The sequence below is a fragment of the Streptomyces violaceus genome, from assembly GCF_036014075.1.
In the GTDB taxonomy this organism is placed as follows: domain Bacteria; phylum Actinomycetota; class Actinomycetes; order Streptomycetales; family Streptomycetaceae; genus Streptomyces; species Streptomyces violaceus.
In genome coordinates this window covers 4,404,442-4,422,075 of record NZ_CP107911.1, presented here as the reverse complement: position 1 = coordinate 4,422,075, position 17,634 = coordinate 4,404,442, and the positions used below count along the sequence as shown (strand labels likewise).

13 protein-coding genes are annotated in these 17,634 nt (G+C 72.0%); 7 read left to right on the top strand and 6 right to left on the bottom strand.

The genetic code is table 11. From position 1 onward, the window contains the following. Window positions 1-103: 103 nt before the first annotated feature. Both metG and OG542_RS19840 read right to left on the bottom strand, forming a co-directional pair. The gene (gene metG, locus OG542_RS19845; protein WP_328412675.1) at window positions 104-1,720 is read right to left on the bottom strand and encodes a methionine--tRNA ligase; all 1,617 of its coding nucleotides are present in this window, start codon (window positions 1,718-1,720) and stop codon (window positions 104-106) included. Between the two features lie 97 nt (window positions 1,721-1,817). Further along, entirely contained in the window at window positions 1,818-3,641 is a 1,824-nt protein-coding gene (locus OG542_RS19840; protein WP_328412673.1) for a VWA domain-containing protein, read from the bottom strand. Window positions 3,642-3,921: 280 nt separating this feature from the next. Between OG542_RS19840 and OG542_RS19835 the strand changes: the two genes are divergently transcribed. Continuing rightward, window positions 3,922-6,024, top strand: a complete 2,103-nt coding sequence (locus tag OG542_RS19835) for a PhoX family protein (protein ID WP_328412671.1) — start codon at window positions 3,922-3,924, stop codon at window positions 6,022-6,024. Between the two features lie 33 nt (window positions 6,025-6,057). On the opposite strand, the gene OG542_RS19830 is transcribed toward OG542_RS19835, so the two are convergent. Next, on the bottom strand, window positions 6,058-7,059 hold the full coding sequence (locus tag OG542_RS19830; RefSeq protein WP_328412669.1) for an endonuclease/exonuclease/phosphatase family protein: 1,002 nt from the start codon (window positions 7,057-7,059) through the stop codon (window positions 6,058-6,060). Between the two features lie 43 nt (window positions 7,060-7,102). Further along, window positions 7,103-7,930 (bottom strand): alpha/beta fold hydrolase, encoded by an 828-nt coding sequence (locus tag OG542_RS19825; protein WP_328412667.1) that lies wholly within the window; start codon window positions 7,928-7,930, stop codon window positions 7,103-7,105. 79 nt (window positions 7,931-8,009) lie between these two features. Between OG542_RS19825 and OG542_RS19820 the strand changes: the two genes are divergently transcribed. Beyond that, window positions 8,010-9,365, top strand: a complete 1,356-nt coding sequence (locus OG542_RS19820; protein WP_328412664.1) for an aminotransferase-like domain-containing protein — start codon at window positions 8,010-8,012, stop codon at window positions 9,363-9,365. A gap of 295 nt (window positions 9,366-9,660) precedes the next feature. Here OG542_RS19820 and OG542_RS19815 read toward each other — a convergent pair whose 3' ends face one another. Together OG542_RS19815 and OG542_RS19810 are read right to left on the bottom strand one after the other, a co-directional pair. Next, on the bottom strand, window positions 9,661-10,620 hold the full coding sequence (locus OG542_RS19815) for a hypothetical protein (protein WP_328412662.1): 960 nt from the start codon (window positions 10,618-10,620) through the stop codon (window positions 9,661-9,663). An 86-nt stretch (window positions 10,621-10,706) separates the two neighbouring features. After that, complete coding sequence (locus OG542_RS19810; protein ID WP_328412660.1) at window positions 10,707-11,147, bottom strand: hypothetical protein; 441 nt, start codon at window positions 11,145-11,147, stop codon at window positions 10,707-10,709. Window positions 11,148-11,368: 221 nt separating this feature from the next. Here OG542_RS19810 and OG542_RS19805 point away from each other — a divergent pair, with 221 nt between their 5' ends. The 5 genes from OG542_RS19805 (at window position 11,369) to OG542_RS19785 (ending at window position 17,509) form a co-directional block, all read left to right on the top strand. Beyond that, window positions 11,369-12,430: a hypothetical protein gene (locus OG542_RS19805; protein ID WP_311126721.1), complete on the top strand. Its 1,062-nt coding sequence runs from the start codon at window positions 11,369-11,371 to the stop codon at window positions 12,428-12,430. A gap of 171 nt (window positions 12,431-12,601) precedes the next feature. Further along, window positions 12,602-12,892, top strand: a complete 291-nt coding sequence (locus OG542_RS19800) for a hypothetical protein (RefSeq protein ID WP_311126722.1) — start codon at window positions 12,602-12,604, stop codon at window positions 12,890-12,892. 4 nt (window positions 12,893-12,896) lie between these two features. Beyond that, window positions 12,897-15,524: a substrate-binding domain-containing protein gene (locus OG542_RS19795; RefSeq protein WP_328412657.1), complete on the top strand. Its 2,628-nt coding sequence runs from the start codon at window positions 12,897-12,899 to the stop codon at window positions 15,522-15,524. Further along, the gene (locus OG542_RS19790) at window positions 15,524-16,927 is read left to right on the top strand and encodes an extracellular solute-binding protein (protein WP_408057871.1); all 1,404 of its coding nucleotides are present in this window, start codon (window positions 15,524-15,526) and stop codon (window positions 16,925-16,927) included. Before OG542_RS19795 ends, OG542_RS19790 begins: the two co-directional genes overlap by 1 nt. Window positions 16,928-17,032: 105 nt before the next feature. Beyond that, window positions 17,033-17,509 carry a hypothetical protein gene (locus OG542_RS19785; protein WP_328412653.1) on the top strand — a complete coding sequence of 159 codons (477 nt, stop codon included), beginning with the start codon at window positions 17,033-17,035 and terminating at the stop codon, window positions 17,507-17,509. Window positions 17,510-17,634: the final 125 nt, after the last annotated feature.

The following is a 17,634-nucleotide window of genomic DNA, read 5'->3' as shown; positions in this document are numbered from 1 at the left end:
GGCGGCCGGGCGGCCGTCCTCATGCGATCTTCGCAAAGCGCGGGGCCCGGGAGAAGGTTCGTGTTCTCCCGGGCCCCGTGCTGTAGCGAGCGTGTTACGGCCGTTACGCCGTCGGCTTCTCCTCAAGGCGCGGGAAGAGGACCGCGCCCTTCGTGACCGTCGTACCGGCCGGGAGCTTGCCCCATTCGCCGGACTCCTGGACCTTCTGGTCCGCGAGCGCCCCGAGGGAGGCCTCGGCGCCGAGCGAGTCCCAGAGCTTCTGGGAGGTCTCCGGCATGACCGGGTTGAGCAGGACGGCGATCGCGCGGAGCGATTCGGCGGCCGTGTAGAGGATCGTGGCCAGGCGGGCCTTGCCCTCGTCAGAGGTGTCCTTGGCCACCTTCCACGGCTCCTGCTCCGTGATGTAGCCGTTGACCTGCTTGACGAAGTCGAAGATCGCCAGGATGCCGCCCTGGAAGTCCAGGTCTTCGCCGATCTTGCGGTCCGCCTGCGTGACGGCCTTCGCCAGGCCCTCGTGGATCGCCTTCTCCGCCTCGCCGTCGGCCGTCGATTCCGGCAGCTCACCGCCGAAGTACTTGCCGACCATCGCCGCGACGCGGGACGCCAGGTTGCCGTAGTCGTTCGCCAGCTCGCTGGTGTAGCGGGCGGAGAAGTCCTCCCAGGAGAAGGAGCCGTCCTGGCCGAAGGCGATCGCGCGCAGGAAGTACCAGCGGTACGCGTCCACGCCGAAGTGCGAGGTCAGGTCCTGCGGCTTGATGCCGGTCAGGTTCGACTTCGACATCTTCTCGCCGCCGACCATCAGCCAGCCGTTGGCCGCGATCTTGCCGGGCAGGGGGAGCCCCTGGGCCATCAGCATCGCCGGCCAGATCACCGCGTGGAAGCGGAGGATGTCCTTGCCGACCAGGTGGACGTCGGCCGGGAAGGTCTCCTCGAACTTCGCCTGGTTCTCGTTGTAGCCGACCGCCGTGGCGTAGTTCAGCAGGGCGTCGATCCACACGTAGATCACGTGCTTGTCGTCCCACGGGACCGGGACGCCCCAGTCGAACGTGGAACGCGAGATGGAGAGGTCCTGCAGGCCCTGGCGTACGAAGTTCACGACCTCGTTGCGCGCGGACTCGGGCTGGATGAAGCCGGGGTTCGCCTCGTAGTGGGCGAGGAGCTTGTCGCCGTACTCGCTCAGCTTGAAGAAGTAGTTCTCCTCGCTGAGGCTCTCCACGGGCTTCTTGTGGATCGGGCAGAGCTTCTGGCCCGCGTACTCGCCCTCGCCGTCGAGGAGCTCGCCGGGGAGCTTGTACTCCTCGCAGCCGACGCAGTACGGGCCCTCGTAGCCGCCCTTGTAGATCTCGTCCTTGTCGTAGAGGTCCTGGACGAACTCCCGGACGCGGTCCGTGTGCCGCTTCTGCGTGGTGCGGATGAAGTCGTCGTTCGCGATCTCCAGGTGTTCCCAGAGAGGCTTCCACGCTTCGGTGACGAGCTTGTCTGCCCACTCCTGGGGGCTGACGCCGTTCGCCTCCGCGGTGCGCATGATCTTCTGACCGTGCTCGTCCGTGCCGGTGAGGTACCACACCTTCTCGCCGCGCTGACGGTGCCAGCGGGTGAGCACGTCGCCTGCGACGGTCGTATAGGCGTGGCCCAGGTGAGGAGCGTCGTTGACGTAGTAGATGGGGGTCGAGACGTAGTACGCCTTCGCCCCCTGCTTCTCGGATCCAGTGGCCGCCATGGTCGAAATCCTACTGGTCCGTCGAAGATCGACTCACACGCGTTTCGGGGGGTGGACAGGGGCTTCTCTCCTGTCCACCCCCCGGGGCGTGTGGTGGCTACGGGCGCCAGTTCGCCAGTACGCCCTCGTAGAGCTCCCCGTCCGTGAGCTCGCGGGGGGTTTCGCCGGCGAGGAAGTGGGACGTGTTGGGGGTCTTGAGCTTGCGGAGGTAGTCGAAGGCCTTGTTCTCCGGGTCACCGAAGGCGACGAAGGAGAAGAAGACGGTGGGGTGGGACTTGGCCGCGTCGGTGAGGGACTGGGTGGCGGGGGTCTTGGCGTCGGGGGCGCCGTCCGTCTGGAAGATCACCAGGGCCGGGGTGTCGGTTGCCGCTTCCTTGCTGTGGTGGGCGAGGACGGCTTCGACTGCCGCGTGGTAGCTGGTGCGGCCCATGCGGCCGAGGCTCGCGTGCAGAGTGTCGATCTTGTTCTCGTGGTCGGTGAGGGTGATCTCGCCGGTTCCGTCGAGTTCGGTGGAGAAGAAGACGACCTGGACCGTGGCCTCGGGGTCGAGGTGAGCGGCGAGGGCGAGGGTCTGCTCGGCGAGGGCCTGGGCGGAGCCGTCCTTGTAGTACGGGCGCATGGAGGCGGAGCGGTCGAGGACGAGGTAGACCTTGGCTCGGGTGCCGGTGAGGTTGTGGGTCTTGAGGGTGGTGGTGGCGGCCTTGTAGGCGGTGGTGAGGCCGGGGGCGCGGGACTTTACGCGGGTGAGGGGGAGGGCGGGTCCTTCGGAACCGGGCTCGGGCTTGGGCTCGGCCTCGGCTTCGCCTTCGGTCGAGTCGTTCCCACCCGCACCGCCCGTGCGGTCATCGTTGTCGGGTGCGGGTGGCCCCTGTGGGGCGGATTCGCCGTCGGCGGGTGCGGGTGCGGGTGCGGGTGCGGGTGCCTCAGCCTTCGGCTTCGCGGTCGCTTCCGCCTTCGGCTCCGCTTCCGGCTGTGCCGTGGCAGGCTCGGGGTCGACGGCGGCGTGGGTGTCAGCGTCGGTCTCGGGCTCGGCCTCGGTAGCGGTCGTGCCTTGGGCCTCGGGCTTCGTCTCGGCCTCCGGCTTCGCTTCTTCCGGGGCTGCCTCGGGCTCCACAGCCGCCGGCGTCTCGGCATCGGTCGGCGCTGCGGCTTCCGCCTCATTGGTGGCAGCCAGCTGCTCCGCGACCGCCTGCTTCTCGGTGCCCTCGGGCTCCTCGGCGACTGCCGTCTGCTCCGGGGTCTCCGCAGTCACCGGCTTTTCGGCGCCCTCGGGCTCGTCGGCGGCTTCCGGCTTCCCGGCGACCGCCGGCTTCTCCGCGGTCTCTGCAGCCACCGGCTCCTCGGCAGCCTCGGGCTCGTCGGCGGCTTCCGGCTTCTCGGCGACCGCCGTCTTCTCCGCGTCCTCCGCGACCGTCGGCTTCTCGGCAGCCTCGGGCTCCTCCGCGACCGCCGGCTTCTCGGCAGCCTCGGGTTCCTCAGAGACCGCCGGCTCCTCGGCGACCTCGGGCTCCCCCGCGACCTCCGGCTCCTCGGCAACCGCCGCCTCCGGCGACTCCCCCGCCGCAGCCGCGGCCGCAGCCGCAGGCTCAGTCGGTGCCGTCTCTTCGGTCTCCGCGGAGCGCGTCGGCCTGGGGACCGCCGCGACGCTGTCGAAGGCCGCGGAGACCAGGTCGTGTTCGTTGGGGGAGGAGGTGCGGGGTTCGGGGACGCTCGCCGTCGTGGGGGAGGAGGTCTGGCGTTCCCCGGACGCGGCCGGGGGCTCCTGTGCGGGTACCTGGCCGCGTGAGGTCGATGTATCGCTCGACGGCGTTGCCGTCGGCTCCTCCGGGGTCGTCGTCGGCCGCGCCGCACCCTCCGCCTCGGCGGTCCGTGACTTGCGTGACCGTCCGAACGCGTTCCGCAAGAGAGTGAGAATGCCCATGTGCGCGCAACCCTTCGCGTGAGTTGAAGCCCGTCAATCCCTGGCCAGGACGGACACGTAAGGTTAGCGGCCCTCCTGTGTGATCTTGGGCAGGGTCGGGTGTGCGAGGTCCTTTCTGTCAAGGGGGACATCCGGCCTGCCGACGTGACGCCGTGCTGAATCGCCGCAACTGCCGCACGGACGCCCCAGGTTCACCCGCAGTTCATCCAGGCGCCCGGCTCCCGCACGTATGTGCTCCTACGGTCACGCTGACACCCAGGGCATCCAAGGAGAGAGCAAAGTGCGAAAGCTGCTGCCGTTGATCGGAACGCCGTCCGGATCGCACCCTGGCGGCCGGTCCGCCATGACCTGTCGTTTCCGGTGTGGTGACGCCTGCTTCCACGAGGTGCCCAACACCAGTTCCAACGAGTACGTCGGTGATGTGATCGCCGGTGCGCTCAGCCGCCGGTCGATGATGCGGGCCGCGGCCGTGGTGACTGTGGGCGCCGCCGGGGCGGGGGCCGTGGGTGTCGGGCAGGCTCCACCGGCCGGTGCGGCACCGGCAACGGCAGGGACGACACCGGCAGCGGACGCCGCCGCCGTGGCCGCCCGGCGTAAACACAAGGGCGCGCGCGGGCTGCGCTTCGCGCCCGTCGCGCCCAACACCACCGACGCCGTGACCGTGCCGGACGGGTACGGGCAGAACGTCGTCATCCGCTGGGGCGAGCCCATCCTGCGCGGGGCGCCCGCCTTCGACCCGGAGAAGCAGACCGCCAAGGCCCAGGCCGGGCAGTTCGGGTACAACTGCGACTTCCTCGCCCTCCTCCCGTTGCCGGGTGAGCGGGGCAGGCAGCTGCTCGTCGCCAACCACGAGTACACCGACGAGATCCTGATGTTCCGGGGGTACGACGCCGCCAACCCCACCCGTGAGCAGGTCGAGGTGGCGTGGGCCGCGCATGGGCTGTCGGCCGTGGTGGTGGAGGGGGACCGGAGGACCGGGAAGCTCACCGCCGTGTCCCGGCATCAGCTCAACCGGCGCGTCACCGTCACCACCGAGTTCCGGCTGACCGGGCCCGTCGCCGGGTCGAAGCTGGTGAGGACCTCCGCGGACCCGACCGGCACCAAGGTGTTCGGCACCCTCAACAACTGCTCGGGCGGTGTCACCCCGTGGGGCACGACCCTGCACGGCGAGGAGAACTTCAACCAGTACTTCGCCAACGCGAGCCGGGACACCGACAAGCGGTACGGGGTCGGGACCGGCGCGACCGAGCGGAAGTGGGAGCGGTTCGACAAGCGGTTCGATGTCGCCCAGGAGCCGAACGAGGTGCACCGGTTCGGGTATGTCGTCGAGTTCGATCCGTACGATCCGGAGTCGACGCCGCGCAAGCACACCGCGCTCGGGCGGTTCAAGCACGAGGCCGCGACCGTGCGGCTCACGCAGGACGGGCGGCCCGTCGTGTACTCCGGTGACGACGAGCGGTTCGACTACTTCTACAAGTTCGTCGGCAGCAAGCGGATGCGCCACGGGTCCTCGCGTGCCGTGCGCGAGCACAACCTCTCGCTGCTCGACGAGGGGACGCTGTACGTCGCCAAGCTCACCGGTGACTCCCCCGCCCTCGAGATCGAGGGCACGGGCAAGCTGCCGAAGGACGGGGAGTTCGACGGGAGCGGGCAGTGGATTCCGCTGGCCACCGCGACCGCGAAGGGTGCCGTCTCGCATGTGGACGGGATGACCGCGGAGGAGGTGTTCGTCTTCACCCGGCTCGCCGGTGACAAGGTGGGCGCCACCAAGATGGACCGCCCCGAGGACATCGAGCCCAACCCGGTGACCGGGAAGGTGTACGTCGCCCTGACGAACAACACCAACCGTGGTGTCGGCTCCAACGCCAAGGCGGACGAGGCCAACCCGCGCCACGCCAACAAGCACGGGCACGTGCTGGAGCTCACCGAGCGGTGGAACCGGCCGGAGAGCACGAAGTTCGCCTGGTCGCTGTTCCTGGTCGCGGGTGACCCGGACGACCCGGCGACGTACTTCGCCGGGTTCCCGAAGGACGGCGTCAGCCCCATCTCCTGCCCGGACAACGTCGCCTTCGACCCCTACGGCAACCTGTGGATGTCCACCGACGGCGCCCAGCTCGGCTCGCACGACGGCCTGTTCGGCGTGGCGACCCGGGGTGAGCGGCGCGGTGAGCTCAAGCAGTTCCTGACCGTGCCGAAGGGCGCCGAGACCTGCGGTCCGATCATCCAGGACCGGCGCGTCCTCGTCGCCGTGCAGCACCCGGGCGAGATCGACGGCGCGTCCGTGGAGAAGCCGGCCAGCACCTGGCCCGACGGGCCCGGGAAGTACGTCCGGCCGGCGGTCGTGGCCGTGTGGCGCGCGGACGGGGGCGACATCGGCGTCTGATTGCCGTTGGCGCCGGGCAGCTCGCTCAGGTGGTCACCGGCCCTCGTGGAGCGTCAGGTCGGTGATCACCGACCTGTGGTCCGTGTCGGCCAGGTCCAGGATGCGAGTGTCGCGGGCCGCGAAGTCCCGCGACACCAGCACGTGGTCGATTTGGGCGCCGAGCGTCGGGGCGGTCCGGGCCGGCCAGGTGGCCGTGCGGTCGGCGCCGTCCAGACGGGAGGCGTCGCGCAGTCCGGTGTCGAGGATGCGGCGGAAGACGGCGTGGTCCTGGGAGGCGTTGAAGTCGCCGGCCAGGACGAGCGGGGTTCCGCGGTCGGTGACGGCCGCGGCGCGCAGGGCGCCGAGCTCCCGCTTCCAGAGGTCCACCTGCCCGGGCAGCGGGGGCATGGGGTGGGCGAGCTGGAGCCGTACGGCGTGCCCGTCCACGTCGGCGATCGCCCCGGGCATGCCCATGGTGCCGGGGACCCCGTCGGTGGGCCGGAGCGTGAAGCGGCTGAGGATGGCGGAGCCCTCGGAGCCGCCGCCCTCGACGGCACGGCGGTGCGGGTAGTCCCGGGAGAGGTCCCGCTTCAGCCGCGCGTCACATTCGTAGTCGCACTCCTGTACGAAGATGATGTCCGGTTTCTCGCGGCGGACGGCGGCGACCAGAAAGCCGGTGCCCTGCCCGAACTCGACGTTCGAGGTCAGCACGCGCAGGTCGGCGACCGGGCGGCCCGCGGGGTCGTCGACCTTGCCGTACGGCTCGATGAACCAGGCCAGCAGGCCGAGCACGACGACTCCCCAGGCCGTGCCGAACCACCAGCGGGAGCGCAGGGTGAGCAGCAGCGCCAGGCCGGTGGGCGCGAGCAGCCAGGGGAGGAAGGCGAGGAGCTGCGGGACGGGTGTGATGCCGTCGCTGTCGGCGGTCCGGAAGCCGACGACCACGCTCACACCCGCGAGCAGCAGGCCGGCGCACCACGCGCCGAACCCGCGTCCGGGCGGGCGGTGCTCCGGCCCGTCGTCCGTGGCGGTCCACTCGGCAGCGGCGGTGTTCACAGGCCGGCCTTCCGTTCGCGGGGCGGGATGCCCGCATCCTCCCTCAAAGACGGGGCGGGGCGGAGGAAGGTTGCCGTGCGTCGACGCGGGCCAGGAACTCCCCCAGCGCCTGGTCGAACACGTCCGGGCGTTCCAGGTTCGGCATGTGGGCCGCGCCGTCGATGATGTGCAGCGCCGCGTCCGGGAGGGCGGTGTGCATGGCCAGGGCGTCGGAGACCGGTGTGAAGGTGTCGTCCGCTCCCGCGACGACCAGGGCCGGGACGGAGACACGGGTCAGCAGGTCGTCGTAGCCGGGGCGCCGGGCGCGGGCGCGCAGGGCCGCCGCGGCGCCCTCGGGGGCGGTGGCCGTCATCATGCGGTGGACGTGGGCCTTGACCCCGTCGGGGGCGTAGGGGGCGACCATCCGCTCCAGGACCTCGTCGGCGTAGCCGCGCATGCCCTCCGCCATGAGGCGGTCCGCCATGGCGTCGCGGGTGCGGATGCCCTCCGGAGTCTCCGCCGACGGGAAGGTGTCCGCGAGGACCAGGCCGCTGACCCGCTCGTGGAACAGGCGGTAGCAGTCCATCGCGATCTGGCCGCCCATCGACAGGCCCGCGAGGACGAACGACTCCACCTTCAGCTCGTCCAGCAGGGCCTCGATGTCCCGGGCGAATCCGGAGAAGTCCGTGACGGCGGGGGTGACCGGAGAGGCGCCGTAACCGCGCAGGTCGGGGGCGATGACCCGGCGGTCCGCCGAGAACGTCTCGAGCTGCGGGGCCCACATCGTGCGGTCGAAGGGGTGGCCGTGGACGAGAACCAGGGGAACCTTGGGGACAAGGGGCTGCCGGGAGGAGGCGGGGCCTTTGTCCTCGTATGCGAGGAAGGGTGCCATGGGGACGACCCTAGGCCGCCCAACTACTCGGTGCAATAAGATCTTTGCTCTCGGTGCAATCCAAGGGGGAGGCCGACCGATGGGTGACTACCGGCGTATCGCCGACAGGATCGCCGACGACATCGCCACCGGACGGCTCCGGCCCGGTCAACGGCTGCCGCCGCAGCGGGCGTTCGCGCGGCGCCGCGGGATCGCCTCGTCGACGGCCGGGCGGGTGTACAGCGAACTCGTACGGCGCGGGCTGGTCGTCGGCGAGGTGGGGCGCGGCACCTTCGTACGCGCCGGACCGACGGGCCCGCCGGGGCAGGCGCTCGCCGAGCCCGGCCCGGCCGACGCCCCCGTCAACCTGGAGCTCAACTACCCCAGCGCGCCCGGTCAGCCGGAGTTGCTCGCCCCCGTCCTCGAGCCCCTGCTGCGCCCCGACGTGCTGGCCGAGGCCCTGCTGCCGGCGGCCGCCACCGGCACCCAGGGAGCCCGGGAGGCCGCGGCCGCCCTCCTCACCACGCCCGGCTGGCGCCCTGCCCCGGACCGGCTGCTGTTCACCGGCAACGCCCGCCAGGCCATCGCCGCCGTCCTGGCCTCCCTGGTCCGGCCGGGCGGCCGGGTCGGTGTGGAGCAGCTGACGTATCCGCTGGTCAAGGAGATCGCGGCCCGGCTGGGCATCACGCTGGTGCCGCTGGCCGGTGACATGGCCGGGCTGCTCCCGGAGGCCGTCGCGGCGGCGCACCGTACGGCACCCCTGTCCGCCCTCTATGTGCAGCCGACGCTGCACAATCCGACGTCCTTGACGACGAGCCGGACGCGGCGGCTGCAACTCGCCCAGCTGATCCACCACTTGCACCTCCCGATCGTGGAGGACCGCATCTGGTCCTTCCTGCACGGGTCGGGCGAGCGGCACGGGGCCGGTGATCCCCTCGCCGCCCATGCCCCGGCCCTCGCCCATGTCGTCGACGGGCTCTCCAAGCGGGTCGCCCCCGGGCTCACCGTCGGGTTCCTCGTCGTGCCGCCGCAGCGGGCCGCCGCCGTGGCCGACGCCGTGCGGTCGGGCGGGTGGAACGCGGGCCGGTTCGCCCTGGAGGCGGCCGTGCGCTGGGCCGCGGAGGGGACGGTGACGCGGCTGGTGGAGGCCAAGCGGGCGGACGCGGTGCGGCGGCAGCGAATCCTCGCCGAGGAACTCGCCGGCTTCGCCGTGCGGTCCGACCCGCGCGCCTATTTCGCCTGGTGGGAGCTGCCGGCCCCGTGGCGCGCCGACACCTTCACGGCCGCCGCCGCGGCGCACGGCATCGCCGTCACGCCCGGCCCCGCCTTCGCCGTCGCCCCCGGCCACACGCCCGATGCCGTCAGGCTCGGGCTCGCGTCGGCTTCGGAGGGGGATTTGCGGTGGGCGTTGCGGATGCTCGCTCGTGTTGCGGCGCGGCGGGGTGCGGGTTTGTGAGTCAGGTGCCGTGCGTCGCCGGCTGCCGTGGCGGCGGGGCACGGTATCGCCGTGATGCCTGGCCTGTCTTCGCTGTGGCCCCCGGTTGCGCCCGACGCGGTCAGGCTCGGGCTTGCGTCGGTTCCGGAGGGGGATCTGCGGTGGGCGTTGCGGATGCTCGCTCGTGTTGCGGCGCGGCGGGGTGCGGGTTTGTGAGTCAGGTGCCGTGCGTCGCCGGCTGCCGTGGCGGCGGGGCACGGTATCGCCGAGATGCCTGGCCTGTCTTCGCTGTGGCCCCCGGTTGCGCCCGACGCGGTCAGGCTCGGGCTTGCGTCGGTTCCGGAGGGGGATCTGCGGCGGGCGCTGCGGATGCTCGCGCGCGGTGCCGCGCGGCGAGGCACCGGCCTGTGAGCCACGAGCCGAGCGCCACCGTCAGGCCGAGGACGAGCAGCAGCCAGGACACCGTGCGCAGGGTGGTCGTGAGGGCGTCGTAGACCGCGCCCACGGCCGGGCGGTGGAGCGCGTCGGGCAGGTCGGCGAGGGTGAGGCGGCGGCCGATCGCGACGGCGAGGACCAGCAGCCCTCCGCCCAGGGCCGTGCCGAGGCCGAGGGCGGTGACCGCACGGCGGCGGCAGGCGGCGACGGCGATCCCGGCGACGGCCAGGACGGCGGCGGTGAGCGGCAGCCAGAAGGCGGCGGTGTCCAGCACGTGGTATCCCCTGCGCAGTCGGTCCAGGTCCCCGGCCGGGAGCACCGGGACCCGGGCGTGTGCGACCGGGATGCGGTGGGCGAACGACACGTGGTCGTCGGCGAGTTGGCGTTTGACCCGGGCGACGACCGGGGCGAGGTCGACGGTGACCGCGGCCGCGTGCGCCTCGTCGTCGCACAGGGCGTGCAGCACGGCGGCGTGGACGGCCTGGTTCGCCGCGTCCCAGGCGGCGCGGAACGCCTCGGTACGGGTGAAGGAACGCGCCGCGTCGTGCACGAAGGGCCCGACCGCGCCGCGCAGGGAGCCGGTGTCGAGCTCGTGCCCGGCCTCCCGCATGATGCCGTCCCCGACGGCGTCCGCGACCGCGCGCTGCACGTCCGGGTCGGCGGCGAGCGGCGCCATCGTACGGACGTAGCGGCCGGTGTCGGTCAGCCCGTGCGCCGCCCAGGACGCTAGCGCCCCGAACGGCACGAGCAGGCACGCGAGGGCCAGCAGAACGGCCGACAGGGCGTTCCGCAGTCGTGGGGGCGCCTTCTCGGGTACGGGCGCCCGGTCGGGCTCGGGCACCCTCCCAGGCAAGCCGCCCCGGGCCCGCTCCGCGCGCGGAGTGACTGCAATCGGCCGCACATGTCGAGCCGAAAGGGGACGGCCGGTCAGACGATGCGGTGGCCGGTCGCGTCCTCACGCGAGTAGTACCGGTAGAACAGCATCACGAGCACGCCCGCCCCCACCGCCAGCCCCAGTCCCGTGGACTTCAGCACGGATCCGCCGGTCTGGCTGTAGAGGAAGCCCATCGCGCAGCCCGTGAAGACGAACCAGAGCAGCGCGTGCAGCTCGCGGCGCAGCCGCTGGGCGACGTTCCAGACGGCGGCGAACACCACCGCGAACACGATCGTCGTGAGGAAGCCGAACAGCAGGTTCCAGCCCGTGATGGGCCCGGCGTCGCGCCGCAGGGCCGCGGCCCAGTAGCCGTAGACGAGCCCGACGGCGACGGGCACCGCGACCTTCGCCATGGCGTGGGCGCGCGGGCTGAAGAGGTCGGGTGTACGGCGCCGCAGGGCGACCTCGCGTGAGGCGGGTGCCGCATGAGCCATGAGAGTGCTCCTCTCTCCCTGCCCCTGCCTACCAGGGCACACCTGCGGGGGGCCGCTGGCAAGTCGGCGTACGGGAACACGGCCCCGGGCGGCCCCGCGCACTCCTGCCCGAGGCCGGGGGCGAACCACCCGAAGGCGGACGTTTGCGGTCCTGAGGGCCCCCTTTGCAGCCGCAGAGGTTACGGTGCTGCCGTACGTGATCGACCGGGGGAGGGGAAGAGATGCCCGGAACCGTGCTGCTGCTGGCGGCCTCGCCGCTGGGCAAGGGGCGCCTGGTGGACGCCGCCTCCGTGCTCCCCGTCCTCGCCGCCGTGCCGCCCGCCGTGCTGTCCGGCACGGACACCGCGAACGTCGTCGAACTCGCCGACCCGCTGGAGCCGCAGGCCGTCCTCACCCGGCTCCGCGCCGCCGCCACGGCCCCCGGCCCGCTCACCGTGTACGTCACCGGACAGCTTCAGCTCGACCGCAAGCAGCGCCTGCCGCATCTCGCGCTGGCCCGCACCACCGCCCCGACCGTGCGCTACACGGCCTTCCCCTGGCACTGGTTCCGGGAGGAGCTGCGGCTCAGACCCGCCGGGGCGACCACGCTGGTGCTCGACCTGCACGCGGACGCCGAGACCTGGGAGCTGCTGCGGAGCACCCCCCTGGACTCGGGCCGCGGCACCGCCGTCCACGGGCGCATCGCCCCACCGCCGTCCCGGCGCACGGTCGCGGCACCGGCGTACATGAAGGCCGTGGCGACGATCCTGCGCAGCGGGTTCCGCCCGCCGCCCGAGCAGTTGCACCAGCAGGCGCTGGCCCGGATCGCGCAGGAGAGCGCCGGCCGGGACATCGTGGTCAGCGCGCAGGGGCCGGTGAGCGGCGATCCGCACACCGCCATCACCGCCGCGGTCCAGTCCGGCCGGCACCAGGACGCGGACGCGCTCGCCGCCCGGCACGAGCAGGCCGCCGTGGCCGCGCACGGGCCCGCCTCGGAGGAGGCACTGCACTGGGCCGAGGTACGGGCCGACCTGGCGATGTTCGCCGGGGACGCGGCCCGCAGCTGCCGCACCTGGCTGTCGGTGGCCGTCGCCCGGCTGAACGCCGGGCAGGCGGTGGACGCCCCCGCCGTCGAGTCGGCCGTCGACCGGGCCCACCACCAGTGGGGGCAGATATCCGACTCCGCGCAGGCACGTGAACTGGGTTTTGGGCTCGCCGAGTTGCGCGGCCGGGTGCCCGGGCGGCGCGAGGGGGCCCTGGACCACGTCCAGCGGCAACTGCGCCAGCTCCAGACCCAGGGCTGAGCCGCGTGCGCCGTGTGCGCCTGGCGTGAAGGGGGCGTGCAATCGCGCTTGCGCTGGTCGCGTCACAGGTCTGCCGCCGAGGCCTGACCCAGTGTCATGATGTCGGACATGACAGAGGGGGACGAAGTGGCTGTCTTAGGCGTACGCGTCCGGCTGGGTGAAGGCGCGACCGTGGACGATGTCAGAGCCCTGCGGGCATGGCTGGAGCGGGACGAGCCCCTGGAGGAGTTGCTCTCCGCCGGGAAGCTGCGTATCGAGGAGCGGACCAGCACGGAGGGGCCCAAGGGGCGTCTGGGGCCCGACATCGAGCTCGTCCTCCAACTGCTTGGTCACGCCGCGACGGTCGTGGCGCTCACCGAGTACACCAACCGCGCGGTGAAGACCTGGAAGAACAACCGCCGCAGGCTCCAGGGCGGCGAACCCGATTCGGAGATCCGTCCGCTGGGCTCCGACGGCGAGTAGCCCGGTGACCCGCTTCGACCCGCGCGGCCGAGTGAACCGTGCGCTGCTCGTCGGCGTGTCCGAATACGACCACACGGCTCCGGACCCGCAGGGCGTGACCGGCCAGCTTCCCGCCGTGCGGCACAACCGGACGACGCTCGAGGAGGCCCTGCACCGGGGCGGGGTGTTCGGCGCGGGTGAGGTCAGAGGGCTGGCCTCGCCGTCCCAGGACGACTTCACCGGCGCGCTGCGCCGCGCCGTGCGCGAGACCGAGGGCCTGCTGCTGCTCTACTTCGCCGGGCATGCCGTCGTGAACACGTCCGGCGGCGAGCTGCACCTGCAGATGCGCAACGCGCGGGTGGTCGCGGGCGAGTTGCCCGGCGCGGTGAGTTTCGCCCAGGTGCTGGGTGAGATCTGCGTGGCCGAGAGCCGCGCCGAGAAGGTGCTGGTGATCCTGGACTGCTGCTACGCGGGCCATGCCGCGGGGGTCTGGCACCGCTTCGCCGATCCGGAGGGGAACAGGGAGAAGGTCCTCCTCCTGATGAGTGTCCAGCCCAACCGCTGCATCCTGGGCGGGGACGCCGACATCGCGACGCCGTTCACCCGTGAGCTGGCGGAGGTTCTCGACGAGGGCGGGGAGGTGTGGCTCTCCGAGCTGTATCCCACGCTGAAGCAGCGGATGGACGAGGCGGGTTACCGGGCGGAGGAGGACGACCCGCAGATACCGCAGGCACTGGCCCCTCCGTGGGACCCGGACGCGGACATCCTGCTGGCGGCGCGGCCGGTGCCCTCGCCTGTGCCTGCGCCTGCGCCTGTGCCTGTGCCCTCGCCTGCGCCTGTGCCTTCGTCTTCGTCTTCGTCTGCGTCTGGGCCTCCAGAACCTCCCCCGCCGCCGACGCCCGGCCCTCCGCCCCGCCCCCGCCGGTCACGCCTGCTCAGACGCGCGGCCAACACCGCCCGGGCCGTCGCCGAGCGGCTCGGCCGAACCCTGCTCACCTTCCTGCTGGCCCTGCTCGCCACCAGTGCCGGCGGCTACGGGATCTTCGCCCTCATCGGCGATTCCGGGACCTGCGCGCCGTCCCTGGAGCTGCGCGTGCTCACCGACCCCGACCTGGAACCGGCGATGCAAGCGGCGGCGGACGCCTACTTCGCCTCGGACGCCAACACCACGGACGAAGGCTGCAGGCGCGGCGGCGTCACCGTCTACAGTGCCGGTGCCGCCGCCGTGGTGACCGCGCTGGGCGAGCGGACCGACACCTGGCAGCAGCCGCGCGAGGACGACAATCCGCAGCGGGACATCGGCCCGCAGCCGGACGTGTGGATACCCGCGACCGGCGCCGACGTCGGCCGGGTCACCGCCGCGCAGGAAGACCGGGTCTTCGCCCGACTGGAGCCGGACGCCGAGCCGTTCGCGTATTCGCCGGTCGTGCTGGCCGTCCCGCAGGACCTCGCCCACACCGTCGGGAAGCCCACCGGGCGGTCGCTGTCGGAGCTGGTCGACGCCTTGGAGGGAGCACCCGGCGCCGCCGAAGTGCACCGCCCCGACCCCGGCTTCACCGGCTCGGCACTGCTGGCGACCGTGGGCCTGTACGGCGACGGGGACGACGCGCGCGGTGCCGAGCGGCTCCTCACCCGGCCCGGACGGCCCGAGCCCTCGGCCGTCAAACTGCTGTGCACACTGCCCGACGACGACGACGTGGACGACCGCGGCGCGGCCCTGGTCCCGGAGTTCCTGCTCAGGAGCGGGGTCGGCTGCCACCCCGCCACGCGCGTCCCGCGCACCGCCGCCTACCCCGACGACGTACCCGGTCTGGAACCGACGTTCGTGCGGGTGCGCTGGGATCACGGCGACCTGGACGCTGACGCGCGCGACGACGAGGCGGACCGCTTCCGCACCTGGCTGACCGGTGCGGAAGGCCGGGCGGTGCTCGGCGAGCAGGGCTTCAGGTCCGCGAGCGGTGAACGCGCCCTGCTCGACGCCGGGTCGGCCCCCGACGGGCTGACCGACTCCGTCCCCCCGGCGGATTCCGCCGACCCGTCGCACCTGGACACGGCACTGGAGCAGTACGGCAACGCGCACGGACCCGGCCGGGTCCTCTTCCTGCTCGACAGCTCCGGCTCGATGGCCGGTCTGTGGGACGGCCCCAGCGGCGGCCCCGGCATCCTCAAGCAGACCCTGCCCGGGCTAGGCGGGGAGGACGAGTACGGGATGTGGGCCGTGCACGGCCTCACGGGCCGTACGCACACCGAGCTGCTCCCCTTCGGCACACACCCCCGCAAGGAAGCCGAGGGGGCCCTCGACACCGGCAAGGTGCGGGACGCGGAGGCCGATCCGCCCGCCGCCCTGCTGGACGCACTGACGTTCATGAACGAGCGCGGCGCCGACGACGAAAGGCCGCAGCTGATCGTGTACCTCACCGACGGCGAGGACGACACCCGCCTGACCGGCGCCCGGCTGGAGCAGGTGGTCGACCGGGCCGGGACCGCGGGTGTGCCCGTGGCGATGGTGACCCTGAACAGCGGCGCCTGCGACAGCGGCCGCCCCGGCACGCTCATCGCCGACGCCGGCCGGGGCCGCTGCCTGGATGCCGGAGACGACCTGGTCCCGGGCCTGCGCGACGAGGTCGCCCGCATCGGAATGGGAGAGGAATGATGGCCCGCCGCCTGCCCGCCGCCGTGCTGTCCCTGCTGTCGTTGCTCGCCCTCGCCTCCTGCACCGGCGGTGAGGGGCAGGAGCAGCCGCAGGGCGCCGACACCTCCACCCGGATCGTGGTGGCCAGCGGCCAGGACGTCACCGGCAAGAACGGCATCCGCCAGCAGCTCATCGACGCCTGGAACTCCAGGGAGGGCCGACACGGCTACCAGGCCCGGCTGGTGGAGCTGCCGGGCTCCGCCGACCAGCAGCGCAGCCAGCTGCTCGGTGCCCTCCAGTCCGGCAGCGCCGACTACGACGTGGTGAACCTCGACGTGACCTGGATCCCGGAGTTCGCCGAATCCGGCCTGGTCCGCCCGCTGACGGACGCGGCCGTCAAGTCCCCCGAGGATCTCATCCCGTCCGTGAACAGCACGTCGTACTGGGACGGCAAGCGGTACGCGGTCCCCTTCAACAGCGACGCGGGCCTGCTGTACTACCGCAAGGACCACCTGCGGAAAGCCAGTGCCTCCCAGACCGAGCTCAGCGGCGGGGTCACCTGGGACGAGCTGCGGGATCTGATCGACGCCGTCGACCCCGCCGGCGACAACGCGGGCTGGACCACCCAGCTCGCCGCGTACGAGGGCCGTACCGTCAACGCGATCGAGGCGTTCGCCTCGGCCGTACCCGGCTTCCGGCTGACCGACCGCGACGGCGAGTACGTCGCGACCAGGGAACAGCTGACGGCGGGCGTGACCGAACTGCGTGCGCGTACGACGAAGGCCTACATGCTCAAGGAGGCCCTCGAGTCCCGGGAGGCCGAGTCGCTGAGCGCCTTCGCGGAAGGCCGCACCACCTTCCTGCGGCACTGGCCGTACGTCTATCCCACCCTCTACGAGACCTTCAAGGGCAAGCTCGGTGTGGCCCGGCTGCCCGGCAAGGCGGTGCTCGGCGGCCAGAACCTCGCCGTCACCTCGTCCATGTCCGGGCAACGGGCCGCGAAGGCCGAGGAACTCATCGCGTTCCTGACCGACCCGGACAGCGAACGCTGCCTGCTGCGCGCCGGGTTCGCCGCGACCCGCGCATCCGCCTACGAGGAGTCCGGCACCGCCCCCGACTGCCGCCACGCCCCCGCGTACGCCGAGACGCCCTCGGCGTCCCCCACCGGCGAGAGCACGGTCCGTACGCCCCCCGACCGTTTCGCCGACGGCACCAGCTACTCCCGCGAGATCCTGTACCCGGCTCTCGAAGAGGCCGTGCACCGCCCGGTCACGCCCCTGTACGGCGCGGTGAACCGCACCCTCATCACCGAACTCGACGCCCTGTACGACCCTCCTCCGCGGGGGCCGGGGGGAAGCGGGCTCGGTGACGCGGAGATAGCGAAAAACCTTGACGAGGCGTTGAGGGAAGTTTTACCCGGTTGAATCTCCTCCCAATGATGTTCACAACTCCTCCATTGCGTACGTGTGTCCCCCGTGGGTAGCCTCAATTTCGCACTGACCATGCAAACAAAAAACGGGGATGACTTCGTGAGCGTACGAAGCAAGGGAATTTCTTCCGTAATCGCCTTCGCCATGACCGGCGCGCTGTGTGCCGCCGGAGCGCAGACGGCACAAGCGGCTCCGGCGCAGCCGGAACTCCGCGCCGGGGCGGACGAGATCTGCGCGGTCCTGGGGATCGGCAGCGGCGCGGCGGGCCTCACCAAGGCGCTGGCCAAGGGAGCCTCGGTGGTAGGGATCGGCGCCAGCGTCGGGTGCTACGCCTACACGAAGGCGAAGGAGGCCACGCCCGCGGAAAGGCGAGCCGCCATGATCGCGTCCTACAAGAAGTACCAGGCGATGAGCGACATCGAGAAGCTCGATGCGCTCGGCTACTACTGCCGCAAGAAGGAAAGCGGCGGTGGCGGCGGCACCGATGTCGCCCCCACCAACCCGACCGTGAAGGCGGGGTACCGCGACATCAGGATGAAGGGCGTGACCTACAAGTGCACGGCGACCGGGGACTGACCGGCCGTCGCGGCCCGGGCTATGGAGAACGTCTGCTGTTCTCCATAGCGCTGGTCGTGGTGAGTCTGCTGTGGATTACGCGTGACATGGCCGCGTGGGCGACGGCGACCTGTGCCGTCGGTGCG

Excerpts from the sequence above, each read along its gene's own strand:
- OG542_RS19790 (WP_408057871.1), top strand. The coding sequence starts at position 15,524 with ATGGCCCGCCGCCTGCCCGCCGCCGTGCTGTCCCTGCTGTCGTTGCTC.
- OG542_RS19825 (WP_328412667.1), bottom strand. The coding sequence starts at position 7,930 with ATGGCACCCTTCCTCGCATACGAGGACAAAGGCCCCGCCTCCTCCCGG.
- OG542_RS19820 (WP_328412664.1), top strand. The coding sequence starts at position 8,010 with ATGGGTGACTACCGGCGTATCGCCGACAGGATCGCCGACGACATCGCC.
- OG542_RS19840 (WP_328412673.1), bottom strand. The coding sequence starts at position 3,641 with ATGGGCATTCTCACTCTCTTGCGGAACGCGTTCGGACGGTCACGCAAG.
- metG (WP_328412675.1), bottom strand. The coding sequence starts at position 1,720 with ATGGCGGCCACTGGATCCGAGAAGCAGGGGGCGAAGGCGTACTACGTC.
- OG542_RS19805 (WP_311126721.1), top strand. The coding sequence starts at position 11,369 with ATGCCCGGAACCGTGCTGCTGCTGGCGGCCTCGCCGCTGGGCAAGGGG.
- OG542_RS19810 (WP_328412660.1), bottom strand. The coding sequence starts at position 11,147 with ATGGCTCATGCGGCACCCGCCTCACGCGAGGTCGCCCTGCGGCGCCGT.